Annotated in this window: 21 protein-coding genes; 3 read left to right on the top strand and 18 right to left on the bottom strand. The window is 30.5% G+C overall.

Annotation, left to right across the window (positions count from 1 at the left end):
- Nucleotides 1-86 precede the first annotated feature (86 nt).
- The 15 genes from B3B03_RS14420 to B3B03_RS14350 form a co-directional block, all read right to left on the bottom strand.
- Nucleotides 87-896 carry a MerR family transcriptional regulator gene (locus tag B3B03_RS14420; RefSeq protein WP_346877682.1) on the bottom strand — a complete coding sequence of 270 codons (810 nt, stop codon included), beginning with the start codon at nucleotides 894-896 and terminating at the stop codon, nucleotides 87-89.
- Between the two features lie 76 nt (nucleotides 897-972).
- Nucleotides 973-2,631, bottom strand: a complete 1,659-nt coding sequence (locus B3B03_RS14415) for a hypothetical protein (RefSeq protein ID WP_346877681.1) — start codon at nucleotides 2,629-2,631, stop codon at nucleotides 973-975.
- Between the two features lie 2 nt (nucleotides 2,632-2,633).
- Entirely contained in the window at nucleotides 2,634-3,419 is a 786-nt protein-coding gene (locus B3B03_RS14410; RefSeq protein WP_346877680.1) for an ABC transporter ATP-binding protein, read from the bottom strand.
- A 361-nt stretch (nucleotides 3,420-3,780) separates the two neighbouring features.
- A complete protein-coding gene (locus B3B03_RS14405) occupies nucleotides 3,781-4,281 on the bottom strand; it encodes a helix-turn-helix transcriptional regulator (protein ID WP_312654316.1) in 501 nt (166 codons plus the stop codon).
- A gap of 481 nt (nucleotides 4,282-4,762) precedes the next feature.
- Complete coding sequence (locus B3B03_RS14400) at nucleotides 4,763-6,736, bottom strand: ABC transporter permease (RefSeq protein WP_346877679.1); 1,974 nt, start codon at nucleotides 6,734-6,736, stop codon at nucleotides 4,763-4,765.
- Nucleotides 6,729-7,496, bottom strand: a complete 768-nt coding sequence (locus tag B3B03_RS14395; protein WP_346877678.1) for an ABC transporter ATP-binding protein — start codon at nucleotides 7,494-7,496, stop codon at nucleotides 6,729-6,731. Before B3B03_RS14395 ends, B3B03_RS14400 begins: the two co-directional genes overlap by 8 nt.
- A gap of 212 nt (nucleotides 7,497-7,708) precedes the next feature.
- Nucleotides 7,709-8,722: a sensor histidine kinase gene (locus B3B03_RS14390; RefSeq protein ID WP_346877677.1), complete on the bottom strand. Its 1,014-nt coding sequence runs from the start codon at nucleotides 8,720-8,722 to the stop codon at nucleotides 7,709-7,711.
- Nucleotide 8,723: 1 nt separating this feature from the next.
- On the bottom strand, nucleotides 8,724-9,395 hold the full coding sequence (locus B3B03_RS14385) for a response regulator transcription factor (protein ID WP_346877676.1): 672 nt from the start codon (nucleotides 9,393-9,395) through the stop codon (nucleotides 8,724-8,726).
- A 33-nt stretch (nucleotides 9,396-9,428) separates the two neighbouring features.
- Nucleotides 9,429-9,902 carry a methylated-DNA--[protein]-cysteine S-methyltransferase gene (locus tag B3B03_RS14380; RefSeq protein ID WP_346877675.1) on the bottom strand — a complete coding sequence of 158 codons (474 nt, stop codon included), beginning with the start codon at nucleotides 9,900-9,902 and terminating at the stop codon, nucleotides 9,429-9,431.
- A 33-nt stretch (nucleotides 9,903-9,935) separates the two neighbouring features.
- The gene (locus tag B3B03_RS14375) at nucleotides 9,936-10,532 is read right to left on the bottom strand and encodes a bifunctional transcriptional activator/DNA repair enzyme AdaA (RefSeq protein ID WP_346877674.1); all 597 of its coding nucleotides are present in this window, start codon (nucleotides 10,530-10,532) and stop codon (nucleotides 9,936-9,938) included.
- On the bottom strand, nucleotides 10,526-10,654 hold the full coding sequence (locus B3B03_RS14370) for a CGGC domain-containing protein (protein WP_346847146.1): 129 nt from the start codon (nucleotides 10,652-10,654) through the stop codon (nucleotides 10,526-10,528). The genes B3B03_RS14375 and B3B03_RS14370 overlap by 7 nt, the downstream gene beginning before the upstream one ends.
- 549 nt (nucleotides 10,655-11,203) lie before the next feature.
- On the bottom strand, nucleotides 11,204-11,923 hold the full coding sequence (locus B3B03_RS14365; protein ID WP_346877673.1) for an MBL fold metallo-hydrolase: 720 nt from the start codon (nucleotides 11,921-11,923) through the stop codon (nucleotides 11,204-11,206).
- A gap of 129 nt (nucleotides 11,924-12,052) precedes the next feature.
- Entirely contained in the window at nucleotides 12,053-12,331 is a 279-nt protein-coding gene (locus tag B3B03_RS14360; protein ID WP_346847144.1) for a CD3324 family protein, read from the bottom strand.
- A gap of 318 nt (nucleotides 12,332-12,649) precedes the next feature.
- Nucleotides 12,650-13,690: a tRNA (adenosine(37)-N6)-threonylcarbamoyltransferase complex transferase subunit TsaD gene (tsaD, locus tag B3B03_RS14355; protein WP_346877672.1), complete on the bottom strand. Its 1,041-nt coding sequence runs from the start codon at nucleotides 13,688-13,690 to the stop codon at nucleotides 12,650-12,652.
- Between the two features lie 184 nt (nucleotides 13,691-13,874).
- Nucleotides 13,875-14,756: a LysR family transcriptional regulator gene (locus tag B3B03_RS14350; protein ID WP_346877671.1), complete on the bottom strand. Its 882-nt coding sequence runs from the start codon at nucleotides 14,754-14,756 to the stop codon at nucleotides 13,875-13,877.
- A 114-nt stretch (nucleotides 14,757-14,870) separates the two neighbouring features.
- On the opposite strand from B3B03_RS14350, the gene B3B03_RS14345 reads away from it, so the two are divergent.
- From B3B03_RS14345 to B3B03_RS14335, 3 genes are all read left to right on the top strand, one after another.
- The gene (locus B3B03_RS14345) at nucleotides 14,871-15,434 is read left to right on the top strand and encodes a chromate transporter (RefSeq protein ID WP_346847141.1); all 564 of its coding nucleotides are present in this window, start codon (nucleotides 14,871-14,873) and stop codon (nucleotides 15,432-15,434) included.
- Nucleotides 15,435-15,445: 11 nt separating this feature from the next.
- On the top strand, nucleotides 15,446-16,012 hold the full coding sequence (locus tag B3B03_RS14340; RefSeq protein WP_346847140.1) for a chromate transporter: 567 nt from the start codon (nucleotides 15,446-15,448) through the stop codon (nucleotides 16,010-16,012).
- 124 nt (nucleotides 16,013-16,136) lie between these two features.
- Nucleotides 16,137-16,805, top strand: coding sequence for a RusA family crossover junction endodeoxyribonuclease (locus B3B03_RS14335; RefSeq protein ID WP_035130962.1), 669 nt, complete (start codon nucleotides 16,137-16,139; stop codon nucleotides 16,803-16,805).
- Nucleotides 16,806-16,914: 109 nt separating this feature from the next.
- Here the strand turns inward: B3B03_RS14335 and B3B03_RS14330 are convergent, their stop codons facing one another.
- The 3 genes from B3B03_RS14330 to B3B03_RS14320 form a co-directional block, all read right to left on the bottom strand.
- Nucleotides 16,915-17,838: a hypothetical protein gene (locus B3B03_RS14330; protein WP_346877670.1), complete on the bottom strand. Its 924-nt coding sequence runs from the start codon at nucleotides 17,836-17,838 to the stop codon at nucleotides 16,915-16,917.
- A 98-nt stretch (nucleotides 17,839-17,936) separates the two neighbouring features.
- Entirely contained in the window at nucleotides 17,937-18,233 is a 297-nt protein-coding gene (locus B3B03_RS14325; RefSeq protein ID WP_346847138.1) for a hypothetical protein, read from the bottom strand.
- A 2-nt stretch (nucleotides 18,234-18,235) separates the two neighbouring features.
- Nucleotides 18,236-18,535, bottom strand: a complete 300-nt coding sequence (locus B3B03_RS14320) for a DUF2089 family protein (protein WP_346847137.1) — start codon at nucleotides 18,533-18,535, stop codon at nucleotides 18,236-18,238.
- Between the last annotated feature and the right edge of the window lie 24 nt (nucleotides 18,536-18,559).

Below are 18,559 nucleotides of genomic sequence, written 5' to 3'. Positions count from 1 at the left end.
GGCTTCTAAATTTTTTCTAATTTAAATAAAGTGGCTGCACATAATGATAACTAAATCATCATGTACAGCCATTTTTTTAAGCTTCTTTATTTTTTTACTGGTATCTGTATTTCACTCAAATAATCCTCTGTATTCCTTTCATTCCAAGGTCCTTTTATAGCAACTTGGCGTGGATTTCCTCCTATACTATATCCATTTTCCTCAATCCAATTTCCTAAAAAGTTGTATGCTGGTGCTAAATTAGAATAATCTCCTGGAACTAATATACTAACAGCTTTCTCCACTACTTCAGTTTCCTTGAATATAAACTCATTTTCATTCTCAATAAGCTTGTCAACGCCCATTACTACCTCTACATCAACTTCACCTTCTTTATAGTCCTCATCGTGATAAGTAGCATAAGCAATGTCGTTGCAATGAATGTTTTTTGATACAATGTATTTATCTAACCTTTCCCAAAGCATGCCTTCTGCATTATAAGCTGGTATAGTATCCCTCAAAGAAATAACCTTGTAACTAGGTATTGATTTTAATGTAACATTGTAACTCATATTAACCCTCTCCTTTTTCATATCCTTAATGGCGGAGTTGATTTTTTCAAGTCTTATTTCCTCAGCTCTTATATTATCCTTAATTTCTTCACCTTTCACTTTTAAAATATCTTCTAGCTTTTCCTCAGACTTTTCCTTCATACATACTGCTATATCAGCCACATTAAAACCCATATCTCTCAATGATACTATTAGGTTAATATCTGAAATCTGTTTTGCCGAATAATATCTATAACCTGTGAAGTCATCAATTTTAGAAGGCTTAAAAAGTCCAACTTCATCATAATATCTGAGCATACGGACAGATACCCTGGTCAACTTAGAAAAATCTCCAATCTTGAACATAAAATCAACTCCTATAAATTACTGCCATTCGAATGACATCTTTAGAATAATGCCTAACACCATGTGAGAGTCAATATTATATCCCTATATCTTTCCAACTTATTTTAAAGCTAATTTTCCAAATAATTATATTAATTACAAAAAGAGTTGCTATAAATGCTCCTATAAAGGTAATATTATTTCTAATTATTATGTGTATTGCAGCAAATATCCCAATAAGCACAAATGTAATCGCCCCTGGGCCTATAAGCTTACCACTATCAGTTGAAGCAAATTTCACACTAAAAGGCATCATCTTATTTGACAGTTTAAAATAAACTAATGATGATATTAAAAGGACTAAAAACATTACAATTAAGTCTAAGATTATTGATGGTCCCTTTAATATTAAAAACACTATAGCCGTAAATAAATAAACTGGTATAACTAATTTAAATAAGGTTCCTTTTATTGCTCCTTTTAATATTACTCCTGGATCTTTTATTGGTAATACCTTATATATAAATGCACCTTTATAATTATCACTATTGTTTATATAAGCAGTGCAGAAGCATAGCATTAATACAGTTAAATACATTAATAAATGTACTTTTCCACCATAGCTTGTTTGAATAGTTTCAATAAAGGATTTATCTCTATCTGTAAAAATAAATAAAACTGGCATAAATACAGCCATTGAAAGAGAAGGATATACCTTAAGTTTAAAGTTTCTTTCTGTAGATATCATATTTTTAGTAAATGTAAACATGCTTTTTTCAACTTTATCTTTGCAAATTATTCCCGCTATAAAATCTTTTCTTATTTTATCTCCACCTCTTATAGCTCCCCCATTATCATTTAGTTTTTGAAGGTTCTTTTCAAAATATGGTACTACCTTCTTAACATAAAGGATAATTAGTATTACTGGAGCTAATATTGCCATTACAGATAAAAATATTAAAAAAGGATTTCTATTTCCATCTATTAATATTCCAAAAGGAGCTGCAAACCACATAGATGGAACTAAACTATGCCAAAGCTTAGGTACATAGATAGCCGTAATATCTATAGTAGTAAAAAATCTATTAAATAACTGATACCCAAAAGTAAATAAAAATGCTAATAATATTTGAAAGTAATTTATAATATCCTTTAGCTTTTCTCCATCAAAGAACTTTAAAACTAAAGTATATAAAAATGCTGTTATTACTACAACTAATAAAGCTATTAGTATATTTTCCAAAAAAAATACTGGTAAAAATATCACTCCATATTTTACTGTTCCAAAAATTAAAGGCATTAAATTAAGAGACAAAGATATACCAAGTAGATACATACATATATGAGTAAGCTTTGCCGCATTAAAGGTTCTACTATTTACAGGCTTTGGTAATAGTATGTTTTTTTCCTTTACATCTAATAAAACAGCTGAAAAATCTGATATCATAAGTGATACCATCATAAATAGATTTACACCTATAATAATATTTATATTTTTTAAAGCTGGCATATCAGCTAACATTAACATTCCAATAAAAATGCTTAAAAATCCGTTAAAAAGAAGTAGTTGCTTATAATTATTCTTATCTTTATTTTCGGAAGACTTATTATTATTTGTCAAAACAGTACTTACTCTGCGTCCATCCATAGTTAATTTTATTTGCAAAATCATTCGCATAATATCATAATTAACACCAGCTTTTTTATACAGGGCTTTAAATTTATCTAATAGTCTTAATATGGTAAATTCATTCATAGCTATACCTCTTGAACTAAAGACACAAACTCTTTAGCAATTTGTCCATGTTCATTAAATCCTGTTAATTCATTGAATACTTCTTCTAAAGAGCTTTCCTTTTCACTATTTTTAAGCTCCTCAAAACTTCCATCTGCAGCTATTGTTCCATTATCAATAAGTACAATTCTATCACTTACCTTCTCCACAACATCCATTATGTGTGAAGAATAAAATATAGTTTTTCCTTCCTTTGCAAGACTACTCATAACTTCTTTAAATATCATTACACTATTAGCATCTAGTCCACTTAAAGGCTCATCAAAAAATAATATATCTGGATTATGAATTAAACTACATATTATTAGTAGCTTTTGCTTCATTCCTTTTGAATATGAAGATATTCTTGAGTTTATAGCTCCTTCAATTGTAAATAACTTCATAAGCTTTTTTGCTTTTTTAATAAGGGTATCTTGATCTATGCCATATACTCCACCTAAAAAGCTTATATATTCAAATGCAGTTAAATTTTCATATATATCAGCAAGCTCTGGAACATATCCAATTTTCTTCTTGTACTCTACACTTCCATTACTTATATCTTGTCCTAATATTTTTACCTGTCCTGTATATCCTTCTATTATACCAAGCATTATTTTTATAGTTGTACTCTTACCAGCACCATTAGTTCCTATATATCCTATTATTTGTCCTCTCTGTATCTCTAAATTTATTCCATTTAAGACACGTTTATCTCCAAAGTTCATTTTAAGATCTTTAATTGATATTATACTCTCTAAATTCTCCATAAGCTTTTCCACCTCAAAACACAACATGTGCAAAATTAATATTTTGTTTAGGCATCTGAAAATAAATAATAAGTCAAAGATGGAAAGTATATTTTGAGTTAGCCAAGGAAACAGGTTCCGCAGATAGTAGCACTATCTAAGGGTTCTGTTGACGCAGTATAACACAAAATAGACGAACATTCTGACTTATTTATTTTTTGAAGATGACTTGTAACTTATACACTAATATAGTACCAAATAAATGAGTTATTGTAAAATAAAGGTTTATTCATGGAAGATAAGGTAGACTTATTTTAAAGCCTACCTGTCAAAACTTTATTTTCTCAAACCTTTAACTTCTTATATATTATTTTAAATACGATTATCTCTTATCTTTATTTGAATTTCTTATTGAGTACTTTACCCATACATTAAATATAAGAAGTATTCCTATAACAAGACAACCTGCACTGATAGCTTTAATAAATCCAGCAAAAAATTGTTCATAAGCTTTTATACCTGGTTTATATATTCCAGAATAAATTACTGTAATAAATGATATCAATAATGCACATAATCCCCCAACTAATGATTCATTTCTTTTTAGCTTTTGAATTTCACTAAGTAATAAAATTGTATTTTTATTATTCTCCACCTCTTCATTTTCCTGTTCAATAAATTCACCCTTTAGCAATTCATTAACTGAAACCTCCAACACTTTACTTATTTCTTCAAATAATGAACTATCGGGCATACACTTACCACATTCCCACTTTGAAACTGCTTTATCAGTTACATTCAGATATTCTCCAAACTCTGCTTGAGTCATTTTTTTATTTTTTCTAGCTTCTGTTATAAATCGTCCAATTTTTTGTGTATCCATAATAACACCTCCCTTTAATAATATGATAATCCAAAAGCTACTATATTCAAACCCACCAAAGGTAGAGTATATAGAATATAAGTAGAATATAGTAATTTCACTATTTATTACTGTTTGTAATATCATTTTTATATGGTGAATTTGATTACTTAACACATTTTAACTTTACATATCAACTCTTTACTCACTTATTTGTGATACAGTTCTCCGTATCAGTTGCAGATGATAATACTTTTAGTACATCCGTTAGTAGTATTACGAAAAATCGCATAATTCACTTTCTTGAATTACGCGATTTTTAACTTAAAATTATTTAATTGAAGTTTATTTTTTGAGTATCTACTTTAATACTTATAACTTTGGTTCTGTATGCCAAATCCTTCATAGTTATTAATTCTTGACTTTTTTAGCTGCATCTAATATTTCCCCACTTAACTTCCTATTATAATATATCTAATAAGCAAGTTAACTAAAAATCAAATCAGCTGACAATTTTATAATAAACTCGTGAAGTGAGAAAATAAACAATAGCATAGAAAATAGCAAAGACAAAAATTGTTCCTGCTGTGCAGATTGCAAACAATGTAACATTAGTAAGATTTAATACTGCAAGAAGCTTCACGATAACCTTGAAGGCAAAGGCAATATGAATAATTGCTGTTACAACTGGCAGGAAGAACACCATAAGCACTTGGTTACCAATTGATTTTTTAATCTCTTCTTTGCTCATGCCAACCTTCTTCATAATTTCAAAGCGCTCCTTATCATCATAGCCTTCTGAAATCTGCTTGTAGTATATAATAAGCACCGTAGCCATAATAAATAGTGCTCCAAGGAATATCCCCAAGAAGAAAAGTCCTCCGTATAGAGAAAAGAAGGATTCTCTGGATTCTTCCAAGCCTTCACAACGTGCATCAATAGATAATTGCTTTATTTTGCTATTAATTTCATTAGTTAAAGCAATTTCATTTTCCGCATTATCATCAGTATCAAAGGAAAAGTAATAAGATAAATCCTCCATTTTGCCATCATCCTGAGTGCTAGAAGCATATATTTTTTCAATTGTCTTTTCATCAGGTACGATAATAAAGTAGCCATTAGTAACTACTGCGGAGGCTATTCCATCCACTGTCATGCTATTTATACGTTCTTTTATTTTAAACTCATTGCCTAAAATATTAATGCTGTCTTCGGCTATTTCTCCTCTATAAGTAAAGAGCAGCACTTCATTTTCCTTTAAAGTAATAGATTTATTTTCCAAGTCATTATATTCACTTAGTGGTACAAACTCTATGAAGCCTAAATTGTTTGCGTCCAAATCACTGCCATTATCTGTGAAATAATTCTTATCTTGTATCATAGCTAGAGATGAAGATCGGTATTTAACTATATTTTTCAAAGTAATATTATCTTTGTCTGATTGCTCTTTTATAATATTATTAATCATTTCTGCCTTTTCTTTTGATATATTTTTTGCGCTTATTGAAATATCTCTTGGATATCTTGTTCTAAGCACATCCTCCATACCAATATACAGCGACACTGTTGTAGATAACATCACTAAAACAGTAGTTGAAAGAATACAAATGTTAGCGAGCCCTACTGCATTCTGTTTCATACGATAAATCATTCCAGACACATTTATAAAATGATTGGTCTTATAATAAAACTTCTTATTTTTTCTAAGGATTTTTAAAAGGGCAATACTTCCTGCAGTAAATAAAGCCCAAGTTCCTATCATAACAAGAATTGCTGCCAGAAAGAACATATTAAGTGCAGCTAGAGGTGATTCTGTAGTTAAGGCAATATAGTAGCCTGCTCCAAGGCTGAGAATTCCAATTAAAGTAAGAATCCACTTTGTTTTTGGCTCCTTTTCACCAACTTGACCACCCTTAAGAAGCTCAACAGGTTTTGCAAGATGAATTTGCCTCATATTATTTATAAGAGTTAAAACAAAAATAAAGCCAAAGAGAATAACTGTTTTAACTATGGAGTTAGTTGATATAACAAATCCCATTGTAACCTTAAAGTTTAAAATCTTAAGAAGTATTAAAAACATAAGCTTGCTTACTGCAATTCCAGATATCAGTCCCAATATCATGCTTATAATTGCCACGAAAAGGGTTTCCCAAAGCAACAATTTAGCAATATGCTTTTTCTCCATACCCAAAATATTATATAAACCCAGCTCTTTTTTACGCCTCTTTATAAGAAAGCTGTTAGTATAAAAAAGAAAAACCACTGAGAAAAAACCAATAACATAAGTACCTAAATTGAGTATTATTTTAAGTTCCCTTCCCCCAGACATACTGTTTAGTCCATCATTTACTGATATAAAATGCATAATATAAAACATAGCAATAGTGCTTATACAAGTTAGTATATATGGAAAATATGTCTTTCCATTCTTTTTAATGTTATTTACAGCCAGCTTTTGATAGAACATCTTACTCATTTTTTACACCGCCTGTAGCAATTATAGTAAGTGTATCGGAAATTTTTTGATACATTTCTTCTTGTGACATGGAAGCTCTATATAGCTGATGAAACACCTCTCCATCCTTTATAAAAAGCACGCGACTTGCATGGCTGGCTGCTTTAGTGCTGTGAGTAACCATTATTATGGTTTCTCCTTCTTTATTAATATCATTAAACAGGTGAAGAAGCTCATCACTTGAATGAGAATCCAATGCTCCAGTAGGCTCGTCTGCAAGAATAAGCTGAGGATTAGTAATTAATGCCCTAGCAACGGCAGCTCTCTGCTTTTGACCTCCTGAAACCTCGTAAGGATATTTTTGCAAAATATCATCTATTCCAAGTTTCTTTGCAATAGGTTTTAAACGATTATTCATTTCATTAAAGGACTTACCAGATAAAACAAGGGGCAAAAATATATTATCCTGCAAAGAAAAGGTATCAAGAAGATTAAAGTCTTGAAACACAAAGCCTAAATTATCACGACGAAACTTAGAAATTTCCTTTTCCTTAAGATTCATACTGCTTATACCACTCAGCACTACCTCGCCGTTTGAGGGCTTATCTAGAGCTGCAATAATATTTAAAAGGGTAGTCTTACCTGATCCAGACTCCCCCATGATAGCTAAGTACTCACCCTTTTCAACTGAAAAGGACACATCGGATAAAGCCTGAACATGGTTTGTACCAAAACGGCTGATATATGTTTTTTTAAGTTTTTTTACTTCTAATATTGACATAATTTTCTCCTTTCACTCTAAACACTGAATAGTCTGCTTTACTCGTTCCCTTTTAGGCACTTTTAACTTAATATACCCGTAAAGTTTATTTAGTACTGTTATATCCTAACTTCTTATCATGTTCAGTATAACAAAAGGAAGAAATGTATGCCTTAACTTTGGCTTACATTTCTTCCTTTAACCTTACACAGTTGTAAGGCTGCATCAAAATCTTATTCTATTTGCACTTCAATTGTTGCCAGATTGATCATTACTTTTGTCCCTTCATCAACCCTGGAGTCTATAGCTATGCTGTGAGATAGCTTACTTAAAATCTGCTTACATAAATATAATCCAAGGCCTGTAGACTTTTTATCCCATCGACCATTATAGCCTGTAAAACCTCTTTCACATATACGATTTATGTCTTCTTCCCTTATGCCAATACCCGTATCTTCTATGACAAGAGTCTTTTCACTGTAATTATCCATGTATATTGAAATAGTTCCCTCTTTAGTATACTTCAATGCGTTTGATAGAATCTGCTCAATGACAAATACCAGCCACTTTTCATCCGTTAAAACCTCACAGCTTAATTCTTCAAAATCTAACTTAATTTTCTTTCTTACAAACATCCTTGCATATTTTCGTACTGCCTGCTTTACTATATCATCGAGACTGTATTTTTTTAACACAAGGTCAGAAGACATGCTCTCAAGCCTTAGATACTGCAGCACAAACTCTACATACTGCTCAATCTTAAAAAGCTCCATAGAAAGCTCTGAGTTTAGCTCACTTTCCGACCACTGAAGAATTAGACTCATTGCTGAAATAGGTACTTTAATTTGATGCGCCCATAAAGTATAGTAGTCTATTAAATTACTTCGGCTCATATCTGCACTATGGGCGATCTGAATATTATTGCTATAGAGGATAGTAAGCAGATCCTTATAGTCCTTTTCAATTATGTCTTTAGGCTCAGGGAGTTTATCAAAGCTTAAGGTAATGTTGCTTTTTAAGTCTTGAAGCAATTTATGTCTATTATATAACCTTATAAAATCTATTATAAGGAATATAATACCTGTGCATGCACATAGTACACTAGCATAAACTACTGGCTCTACAGGAAGATTATATAAAGAAAATACAAGTGCAAAGGTGATACAAAACAAACCTAATAGAATAATTCCTTTAACACGCATTTTAAAATAGGAAATCACAAACTTAAAAACCTCTGTTTTCTTCATATCATTCCACCATATACCCTATACCTTTTTTGGTCGTAATAAAATCAGACAGTCCTACCTCCTGCAGCTTTTTGCGAAGTCTTGTTATATTAACGGTTAAGGTATTGTCATCGATATAGCTGTCAGTTTCCCAAAGCCTTGTCATAATGGTATCCCGAGACACAGCCTTGCCTTTATTTTCGAGAAGAATCTGCAGTATCTTGTTTTCATTCTTTGAAAGCTCAATTTTTCTGTCGTGATAATTTAAGGTAGCATCACTTATATTAAGTATTGAACCTTTATGCTCAAGCAAGTTAGTCTGTCCTGTAAAATCATAGGTTCGACGTAATAAAGCCTGTACCTTTGCAGTCAGCACATTAAGGTCAAAAGGCTTTGCAATAAAATCGTCTCCCCCCATATTCATAGCCATAACTATGTTCATACTATCTGAGGCTGATGAAATAAAAATAATAGGAACCTTAGAAACCTTTCTAATCTCACTACACCAATGGTAGCCATTAAAAAATGGCAAGGTAATATCTAAAAGAACAAGCTGCGGACTATAGGAAACAAATGCAGCAAGTACATCCTTAAAATCAGTCACACATTCTGCCTCAAATCCCCAAGACCTTATGTGGTTCTTCACTGTTTTAGCAATTATCAAATCATCTTCTACTATTAGAATTTTATACATTTATTGCTCACCTTACTTTTCTTTCTAATATTTCTAAATCGATAGTATATTCTTCTCATGGTTTAAAAGCCATTGCTTTCTATCTATGCCACCAGCATATCCAGTTAAACTTCCATTAGTTCCAATAACCCTATGACAAGGTACTATTATCCATATTTTATTTCTACTATTTGCACTTCCCACTGCCCTAACACTTTTTTCATTTCCTACCCTAATCGCTAAGCTCTTATAGGATAAGGTTTCCCCATAAGAAATCTTCAATAATTCATTCCATACATTCTTTTGAAAATCAGTACCATTTAATGAAACCTTTAAATCGAATGCTTTTCTACTTCCATTAAAGTATTCATTTAACTGAGCAATAGTATTTTCTAATATTTCATTTCCTTTATTCATCACGGACTTTTCTTGCTCCACAAACATAACTGATAGTATTGAATCTTCAGAGCAAATTATTTCTAATATTCCAATAGGCGAATTATAATAACCATAATATTTTTTAATCATACAAACACCTCCTAATAAAATTTTTATCATCCGTTATACTTTTATCTCATTTATACTATTTCTTTTTCTATACTCCTTAGGAGCAATACCTGCATTTTGTTTAAAACATTTATAAAAATTAGAAAGACTTTTAAATCCTACATCGTATGCAATCTCTAAAATAGTATCATTACTTTTACTTAGAAGCTGCATCGCTTTATTTATTCTTATTTGTGATACATATTCGTTAGGTGTTAGTCCTGTATATTCTTTAAATAATCTTGTTAAATGACTAATACTAACACCAAATTCCTTTGAAATAAACCTGAATTTAATTGGTTTATTATAATTCTGGATTAACTTTTCCTTTACTTTTTCAATTAATTCTCTATTCGGTTCAAAATTATGTTCCTTTATATCAGGCCTACATAATTTACATGGTCTGAAACCTTCTTTGATAGCATCATCTACACTATTAAAAAACAGTATATTCTCTTTCAATGGTGTCTTAGCTTTACATGAAGGTCTGCAACAAATACCTGTTGTTTTCACAGCATAGTAAAATAACCCATCATAATACTTATTACAACTTATTACTGCATTCCATTTCTCATCTTCAGATATTACTATGTTTCCTTGTATAACTACCATCTCCTAAAAGCATTTACATAATTCTCAAAAGCTGCTACTCTTTCATTAAAGGCTTTAAAACACCCGCAGCTAGTACATTCCTTACTTTCGTTATAGCAATTAGTAATACCAATTTTACTCATAATTATAATTCCACTCCTCGTAAAAGTTTATTTTATATTTTGATTCTAGCATTACTAAAAGTATAACTCTTCCTGTATTTTGCTATCTAATTTTAAGTGTTTTCACTAAGGTATTTCAGGTACTCGAAAGAGTCTACGTCATTTATGGTACGGCTTCCGTATCACAAGCAAATGTAGTTTTTACATTCTATTCTTGTGTATATATTCTACATAGCGGAAGCTCACTATTCACATACGTTCATAGGAGTAAGTGATTCACACCAAATCATAGATTACAATTCTTTACTTAGCGTGTGGTATTGGATATGTTCGATACTTTGATAAAGTGTATATCAGTTATTTATGTAATTAGATTATTCTAAAACATAATCTTTTTATACATCATATAAGAATTAAGATTAGATTCCTTGGTCTTTATATAGAAGTTAAAAGCAAAAAAAGTGCTCTATCCTCGCAAGATTAGCACTTTTTTAAGATTCATAGTTTATATATAAATTTTATCCAATATCCCTAAAACAAAATAAACCTTCTAATCTTTATTTTTTAATATTAAATGTTTTTAAGTGTTTTTGTTATCTCATTTTCATATATTCCACCATGATAACATATTATTCTATCAATATCATAATCTAAAAACTTTTTAATAGACCTTTTAGCCTCTTCTATGTCTAAAGTATACTGAGGTAGTGCAATATCTAAATTTCCATTTTCTACAACCAAAGCATCTCCAGTTATTAATGATTTACTTTCTTTGTGATAAATAGATATGTGACCTGGCATATGTCCAGGTGTAGCTATTATTTCAATTCCTCCACAAAACTCTAAATAATCTTTATCTTTTAATGTTACATCTACATTACAACTTTCTACTGTTTCAAGGATTTTATGAAAATAATTAGCTTGCTCTTTTTCCTTTTCTGTTAAAGAATCATATATACTTTCAGCTTGTTGTAGTCTTAACGATTTTTTACTAGCATTAATATATGGTGCATCTTCTTCAGATGCCAATATCTGTATACTAGGATATTGTCTCTTAAATTCTGCTAACGCTCCCATATGGTCAAAATCATGATGAGTTATAATTATTTTAGATAAATTTTTTATATTAACTCCATTATTTATTGCAACATCCTCTATCAATCTGAGAAAATCAGGATATCCACAATCTATTAATACCATCTCATTTTCATCTTCTAACATTACAGGGTAAATAGTATCGTTTTTGTCACCAAATTTGAAAGACACTTCTAATATATTTATCTTACTCATGTTAATCACTCCTAATAATAATCTAGTCACTTAAATAGTATCATGTATTTAAAACATGTAGTTAGTCTATAAATATTTATGTATTATTTATTCCCACATACTAACCATAAGCATACATGCTCTCATGCTTTATTTATAATACATTTTATATTCCCTAATAATTTTCCTAATACTATTTTGAGTAAGATAATATTTATTTGCTAATTCCTTAACTGAACTTCCATTATTAAATGAATTGTAAATTTGTGTATTTCTTTCTATTAGTTCATTTTTAAACCCACTATTCTCTCCCCAACTTTTTCTATTTTCATTTTTTCTAGGTATATATAAATAACTTCCATCAACATACTGTTGAATTATCTTAATAATTTCCTTAGGTAATATCTTTTGTGCATTTTTATACTTCATAGTCTTTGCTCCTATTTAATATTTATATTTTTAAAAATATTAAAGCAAAAACTGCACAAAACTATTTTGATTAAATCTCTCTTTTAAAACAGCTCCTAACAAAATATGTTCTGTGTTATTACAGTCTTTGCTTGGAGCTTAATGCAATAACTAGTTTTTGTGTCAAGTTTTTCATCTCTTTTCTCCTAACTATTGATTTATATATTTACTAAATTTTAAACTCTAAATACTAATTATTCATTAGTTTCTATTTAGTAAAAACCTCACTTACTTACGATACGGTTCAACATTTGAAATCCTAAATTTAAATCTTTAAGCCTATCTTTGTCCTAACTTCAAGTTTGGTACTGCATTTAGTGTTAAATTTGCAATTCTACCACCTTTATACTCGTAATAAGCAGCACTTCCAATCATAGCTGCATTATCTGTACATAAAATTGGTGCTGGGAATAGAACTTTTATCCCTTCCTTTTCTCCTCTTTCCATAAGCTTTGCTCTAAGATAAGAATTAGATGCAACTCCCCCAGATATAGCTATTTTATCTACTTGTTTCTCTTTGCAAGCCTTCATAGCATTATCTACTAGTACATCTACCACAGCCTTTTGGAAGGAAGCAGCTACATCAGCTTGATTATAGCTCTCACCCTTCATTTGAAGAGAGTTTAAGTAGTTAAGTACAGCTGATTTAACTCCACTAAAGGAGAAATCTAGTGTCTTATCGTGGAAATTTGCCCTTGGAAACTTAATTGCGTCCTCATTTCCTTCTTTTGCAATCTTATCAATTTTAGGTCCACCAGGATATCCAAGTCCAATAGCTCTAGCCACTTTATCATAAGCTTCCCCTGCTGCATCATCTCTAGTTTCTCCTAGAACCTCAAAACTGCCATAATCCTTCATATGAACAATAAAGGTATGTCCTCCTGATACTACTAAAGTAATAAAAGGTGGTTTTAGATCCTTATGTTCAATAAAATTAGCACTTATATGCCCTTCAATATGATTCACTCCTATAAGAGGAATATTTAATCCATAAGCCAAAGCCTTAGCATATTGAAGCCCCACAAGTAAAGCTCCCACAAGTCCTGGTCCATAGGTAACGCCCACTGCATCTATATCTTGAAAAGTTAGGTTTGCTTCTCTAAGTGCTTCTTCCACCACAGCACTAATAGCCTCTATATGCATTCTTGAAGCTACCTCTGGCACAACTCCACCAAATTTTTTGTGTATATCAATTTGAGAAGCTATAACATTAGATAAAACTTCTATTCCATTCACTACTACTGAAGCTGCTGTTTCATCACAACTTGACTCTATAGCAAGTATTTTAAAATTTTCCTTTACTTCATTTGCTTCTTTCATATTTTTCACCTACTTTTAAATAATTTACACACTATGAAAGTTTATATTAACAGTTTACCCTTAAGGTACTAACTTAAACTTATCCACATGCTAAAATAATATATCCACACATTTATACAATTATATCAACAAATGTGATTACTTCATACATTTTATCATTTTTTAAAGAGTAATTACACATGTTTTACTTAATTCTTATACAACAATCAATGAACCACTGCATTGGTTTGGATAGATACTTGTCTCGATGATAACAAATTGAGTTATAATTGAAAAGCCTAATATCCTTAATTGATAATTTTGCTATATCTCCTTCTTTAACTTGCTGCATAACCAGCAAATCTGGAATAACACTTATTCCAAAATCATACTTTACAGCTTGAATAAGTGCTTGTGAATTTACACTTGTCATCATAGGATCCACATAAATATGCTTAAGTAATAAAGCACTATCAAGGGTATCTCTTATTGCAGATCCCTTTTCCCTAAGTAGTAGTGGTTGTGCAGCAAACTCTTCCGCCGCGATTTCTAACCTTCCATTTTTAACAAAATCATGATTAGAGGAACATATCACTGACATTTCATAAGAAGAAACCTCATGACTAATCAATTGTTTATTATGAATAGCTCCCTCCATTAGTGCAATATCTATTTCATTACTTAATAATTTTTCTTCAATATTAGTAGCACTATCCACTTGAATCTTTAATGGTGTTCTTCCATACTTTCGCCTCCACTCTTTAATCCATTCCTGAAGCCAGAAATTAGCTATAGTAATGCTAGATCCAATTCGAATAGTTACTAATTCCTCTTGATATTTAAAACCATTCTCTAACTCCTCATGAAGTTCAATTATTCGCACCACTTTATGTAGTAGTATTTCACCAGTTCCTGTAAGATGAATTTTTCTCCCAATTCGTTCAAAAAGTTTTCCACCTATCTCCGCTTCTAAATCACTTATAACATGTGAAATCGCTGGTTGAGTCATATATAATTTTTTTGCTGTCTTCGTAAAGCTCAACTCTTCACATACCTCTTTAAAAATATACATCTGCCTCAAGTTCATTATAAATCTCACTCCTTTACATTACTTTTTAGTAATGTATTTCATAAAATATTATCATTTTATTTATCTATGTACAAGTAATATAATTGTATAACTTAGAGAAAGGAGGGTTCCATGAATTATTTAAATAAGAATTCAAAATATAAAACTTGCCTTTGGCTTTTTGGAGTTAACTTCTTCATTAGTGCCTTTACCTTTGGAGGAGGTTATGTAGTAATTCCTATGATTCGTAAATACTTTGTCGAGAAAAAACAATACTTTGGTGAGGAAGAGTTACTAGATATGGCAGCAATAGCTCAGTCTTCTCCTGGAGCCATAGCTGTAAATCTATCAGTATTATCTGGATATCGCATAGCTGGCTTTTTAGGTGCTGTTATCAGCTGTATTTCTGCTGTACTTCCTCCACTTATAATACTATCTTTAATTTCTACCTGCTATAGCTTTTTCCGTGATAATGCCACTATTTCATCTATATTAAAGGGAATGGAAGCGGGAGTTGCCGCTTTGATTGTAGATTTAGTAGTAACCATGATTCAGACTGTTACAAAAGAAAAAAATGCTTTACTCTCTTTAATGATTCCTGTAGTTTTCATAGCTAGTTTTATTTTTAATATAAACGTTATGATTATTCTAGTAAGTTGCATTATCCTTTGTCTCATTTTTAAAAACAAATTTTAGGAGGAAGGTTTATGTATAACTATATTTTTAAACTTTTTCTTAGCTTTTTACAAATAGGCTTCTTTAGTATAGGCGGTGGATATGCAACTATTCCCTTAATCCAAGCGCAAGTAGTAGAGAAACATGCCTGGCTTACTATGCAAGAGTTCACGGATATTATTACTATATCTCAAATGACTCCTGGTCCCTTAGCCATTAATACTTCCACCTTTGTAGGAATTCAAATTAATGGGATTTTCGGTGCCCTTGTAGCTACCTTAGGATGTATTATTTCAGGCTTTTTCATCTCACTTTTTTTGTATAATTTTTTTCAAAATCATACTAAATCAAAAAATATTTCAAATATTTTAAAAGGACTTCGTTCAGCTTCCATAGGACTTATTGCTTCTTCTGCTGGTACTATACTAATGCTTTCCTTCCTAGGAACTTCAACATGGAATTTGGTAGAAATGAGTCTTCAAATAAAATCTATAATTATTTTTGTAGTCTGCCTCTTTCTACTTAGAAAAACTAAAGTAAATCCAATGGAAGCGATGATACTCTCAGGTATTGCAGGAATACTATTTAAAATTATATAAAATAATCTGACCTTTACCTAAAGTATTATTATTTCGTTCAAACATAAGTTCCTGTGTTATAATATACTTACTAAAGTTATTTATTTAAACAATTAATCACACAATCATAGAAAGAGGAATTAAAATGAAAGATATTAACTATGCTAAAGTTGTGGTAAAGGGATCACCAATTTCTAAATCTAACTTTAAACTTTTCAATAGCAGTAACAGAGCTATTTTACCATATAACTCTGGAAAATATCATGATAGATATGCACTATACGAGGAAGAAATAGCCTACGAATGTAGGGTTCAAAATCCAAGTGTAACCTTAACAGAGGCACTTATAGCTGTCCTTAAGGTTTATTATAAAAGTGAAAAACGTCATCCAGACACAAATAACATAACAAAAAGTATTTTAGATGGTGTTGAAAAAAGTGGCCTTATAATAAATGATGCCCAAGTAAGAAGACTTATTATAGAAGAATTTTACGATAAAGAAAATCCAAGATTTGAACTTGAACTCTTTGGGGAAAGTTCCTATGCCATGGATTATAAAATAGTTAAGCTAGAAGAAAAACAGCCCATAATAAATTATGAACCTCCTAGTAACAAAAAAAATAAAACCTTAGATAGCTATAGTGCCTCAGGTTTATGCAAAGAGTTTTCCCCTGGAGATAACAATCTATCTTCCAGTAAAGGCTCTAAACAAATCTGTGAACTTTGTCTAAAGGAAGTTTCCAAAGATAATATCATGTCCTGCAATAAAGGAAAAACTCTAATATGTAAAAGTTGCTTTAAAAAACTATTCTAAAAAACACAAGGAATTTAAAGTAATAAATTTATTTAAACAAAGGTTGAGCATGTCCTTATAATTATTAAGTACATGCTCAACCTTTTATAACTTACAAAAGCCATAAATTTTAAATTGTTCTTCCATTAATGAGAACTACTCGTTTAGAGAACATGCCATGAACAACTTTAGCCTCTTCTCCTCGAGAGATAAAAGGATAATTATAAGTTCTATAGGCAATTTCTCTTTTATTTTTAAAGTCAGTAACATATACAGTCCAATACTGGCTTCCATTTCTGCTCTCCTGTGATTCTGTCACCCCAGTGCATACACCTATTAAAGATGTATATAATCCTAAGATATACTCTATAAGAGAAAAGATTTCTCTAAGAACAATTATAAAAAATATAACCTCAAATATATCCGATATTTTACTTTCTATTAGGGTATATGTAAATATAACCATAACAACAATATTATATAATCCAAGACTCCTTTTATTAAATGGCACCCTTTCAAAAGGCATAAACCAAGGTTTAAATCTCCAAAATATACTACTACCTTCCACGGGATAGTCCGTACCGTTTACTGCTGCTCGCCACTTCATTTGATAGTCATTCAACCCTAAGACTATAATTTTCTCTGTAATAAATATTAGGTTCACATAAATTCCTAGCATTATAAAAGCGGCAACAATAAAATATGACTTCTTTATTATAAGTGCAGAAAAAAGAATATATAAAATGAAGAAAATAGTACCTGATTTCATTAATTTCATTTTAGATCTCATCTCATCCTTAGCCTCTTGAGATAAATCCTTAGCTCTATTTATTGCACTTGCAATAGCAGTAGCCACAAAAGGCAAAGTGAAAAATTCAACATAATTTTTTATATTTATTTTTTCGATTATACTAATTTCATATCCTAAATCTTGAATCATATTAACATCATACCCAAAATGCCGAAGTACAAGTACTATATTAATTACAATGCTTATTAACAACATACATACTGAAAAATTTCTTACGGACTTCAAACCACGTTGATCTAACATTACTTTTACTCCCTTACTATATTTATAACTATCTAAATTATATATTTTTTTCTACCATATGTAAATAACCATAGGGTTATACCCCTGGTTTAATATAATTAATTTATATCTTGAGCTTTCATTTTATCCAGTTCAGCTTCTTTTTCTTTTTTGTATCTCTTACGTCCATATTCCCATTCTGCCAAAAACATATTAGTTAATATGAGAAATGGAAATAAATTTCTAAAGCTAAGTGTTAGTTTTGTAAATCTAAACACACATATTGCAAAAATCACTGATATTAAAGGTATAATCCCTCCTAATAAACAGTTCTTTTGTTTACCAAGAAAATATTCAACTCCTAAGAGTGCACCTGCAACTACAAATGCAATAATAATAGTACTTATATCTGACATGGTTATTCTCCTTTCAAACATTTCTTATACTTGTCAATAATTAACTTTGCAGTTTCCAAATCAAGCTTAGAATCCACTGCCAATCCTTTAATAAATATTTGGAATGGCTCTTCTTCTTTCTTATCATTTAGTTCAATTTTTTGAATCAGTTTATCCAATCTCAATCTCACAGTAGGATAAGATACTTCATACATTTTTGCAATATCTTTTAAAGATCCAGATTTCAGCACAAAATTTTTCAAAAAACCTGCATCTTCTTGCTCTAAAGCAAGTATCCATTGTGGTATTTTATCAATATCCATTTTAACCTTCCTTTCATATTATGT

This window comes from Clostridium sp. UBA5712, assembly GCF_002419845.1.
Lineage (GTDB): Bacteria > Bacillota > Clostridia > Clostridiales > Clostridiaceae > Clostridium_J > Clostridium_J sulfidigenes.
This window is presented reverse-complemented; position numbering and strand designations above follow the sequence as displayed.

Coding starts and splice junctions, on each gene's coding strand:
- B3B03_RS14420 (WP_346877682.1), bottom strand. CDS start 896: ATGTTCAAGATTGGAGATTTTTCTAAGTTGACCAGGGTATCTGTCCGT.
- B3B03_RS14415 (WP_346877681.1), bottom strand. CDS start 2,631: ATGAATGAATTTACCATATTAAGACTATTAGATAAATTTAAAGCCCTG.
- B3B03_RS14410 (WP_346877680.1), bottom strand. CDS start 3,419: ATGGAGAATTTAGAGAGTATAATATCAATTAAAGATCTTAAAATGAAC.
- B3B03_RS14405 (WP_312654316.1), bottom strand. CDS start 4,281: ATGGATACACAAAAAATTGGACGATTTATAACAGAAGCTAGAAAAAAT.
- B3B03_RS14400 (WP_346877679.1), bottom strand. CDS start 6,736: ATGAGTAAGATGTTCTATCAAAAGCTGGCTGTAAATAACATTAAAAAG.
- B3B03_RS14395 (WP_346877678.1), bottom strand. CDS start 7,496: ATGTCAATATTAGAAGTAAAAAAACTTAAAAAAACATATATCAGCCGT.
- B3B03_RS14390 (WP_346877677.1), bottom strand. CDS start 8,722: ATGAAGAAAACAGAGGTTTTTAAGTTTGTGATTTCCTATTTTAAAATG.
- B3B03_RS14385 (WP_346877676.1), bottom strand. CDS start 9,395: ATGTATAAAATTCTAATAGTAGAAGATGATTTGATAATTGCTAAAACA.
- B3B03_RS14380 (WP_346877675.1), bottom strand. CDS start 9,902: ATGATTAAAAAATATTATGGTTATTATAATTCGCCTATTGGAATATTA.
- B3B03_RS14375 (WP_346877674.1), bottom strand. CDS start 10,532: ATGGTAGTTATACAAGGAAACATAGTAATATCTGAAGATGAGAAATGG.
- B3B03_RS14370 (WP_346847146.1), bottom strand. CDS start 10,654: ATGAGTAAAATTGGTATTACTAATTGCTATAACGAAAGTAAGGAATGT.
- B3B03_RS14365 (WP_346877673.1), bottom strand. CDS start 11,923: ATGAGTAAGATAAATATATTAGAAGTGTCTTTCAAATTTGGTGACAAA.
- B3B03_RS14360 (WP_346847144.1), bottom strand. CDS start 12,331: ATGAAGTATAAAAATGCACAAAAGATATTACCTAAGGAAATTATTAAG.
- tsaD (WP_346877672.1), bottom strand. CDS start 13,690: ATGAAAGAAGCAAATGAAGTAAAGGAAAATTTTAAAATACTTGCTATA.
- B3B03_RS14350 (WP_346877671.1), bottom strand. CDS start 14,756: ATGAACTTGAGGCAGATGTATATTTTTAAAGAGGTATGTGAAGAGTTG.
- B3B03_RS14345 (WP_346847141.1), top strand. CDS start 14,871: ATGAATTATTTAAATAAGAATTCAAAATATAAAACTTGCCTTTGGCTT.
- B3B03_RS14340 (WP_346847140.1), top strand. CDS start 15,446: ATGTATAACTATATTTTTAAACTTTTTCTTAGCTTTTTACAAATAGGC.
- B3B03_RS14335 (WP_035130962.1), top strand. CDS start 16,137: ATGAAAGATATTAACTATGCTAAAGTTGTGGTAAAGGGATCACCAATT.
- B3B03_RS14330 (WP_346877670.1), bottom strand. CDS start 17,838: ATGTTAGATCAACGTGGTTTGAAGTCCGTAAGAAATTTTTCAGTATGT.
- B3B03_RS14325 (WP_346847138.1), bottom strand. CDS start 18,233: ATGTCAGATATAAGTACTATTATTATTGCATTTGTAGTTGCAGGTGCA.
- B3B03_RS14320 (WP_346847137.1), bottom strand. CDS start 18,535: ATGGATATTGATAAAATACCACAATGGATACTTGCTTTAGAGCAAGAA.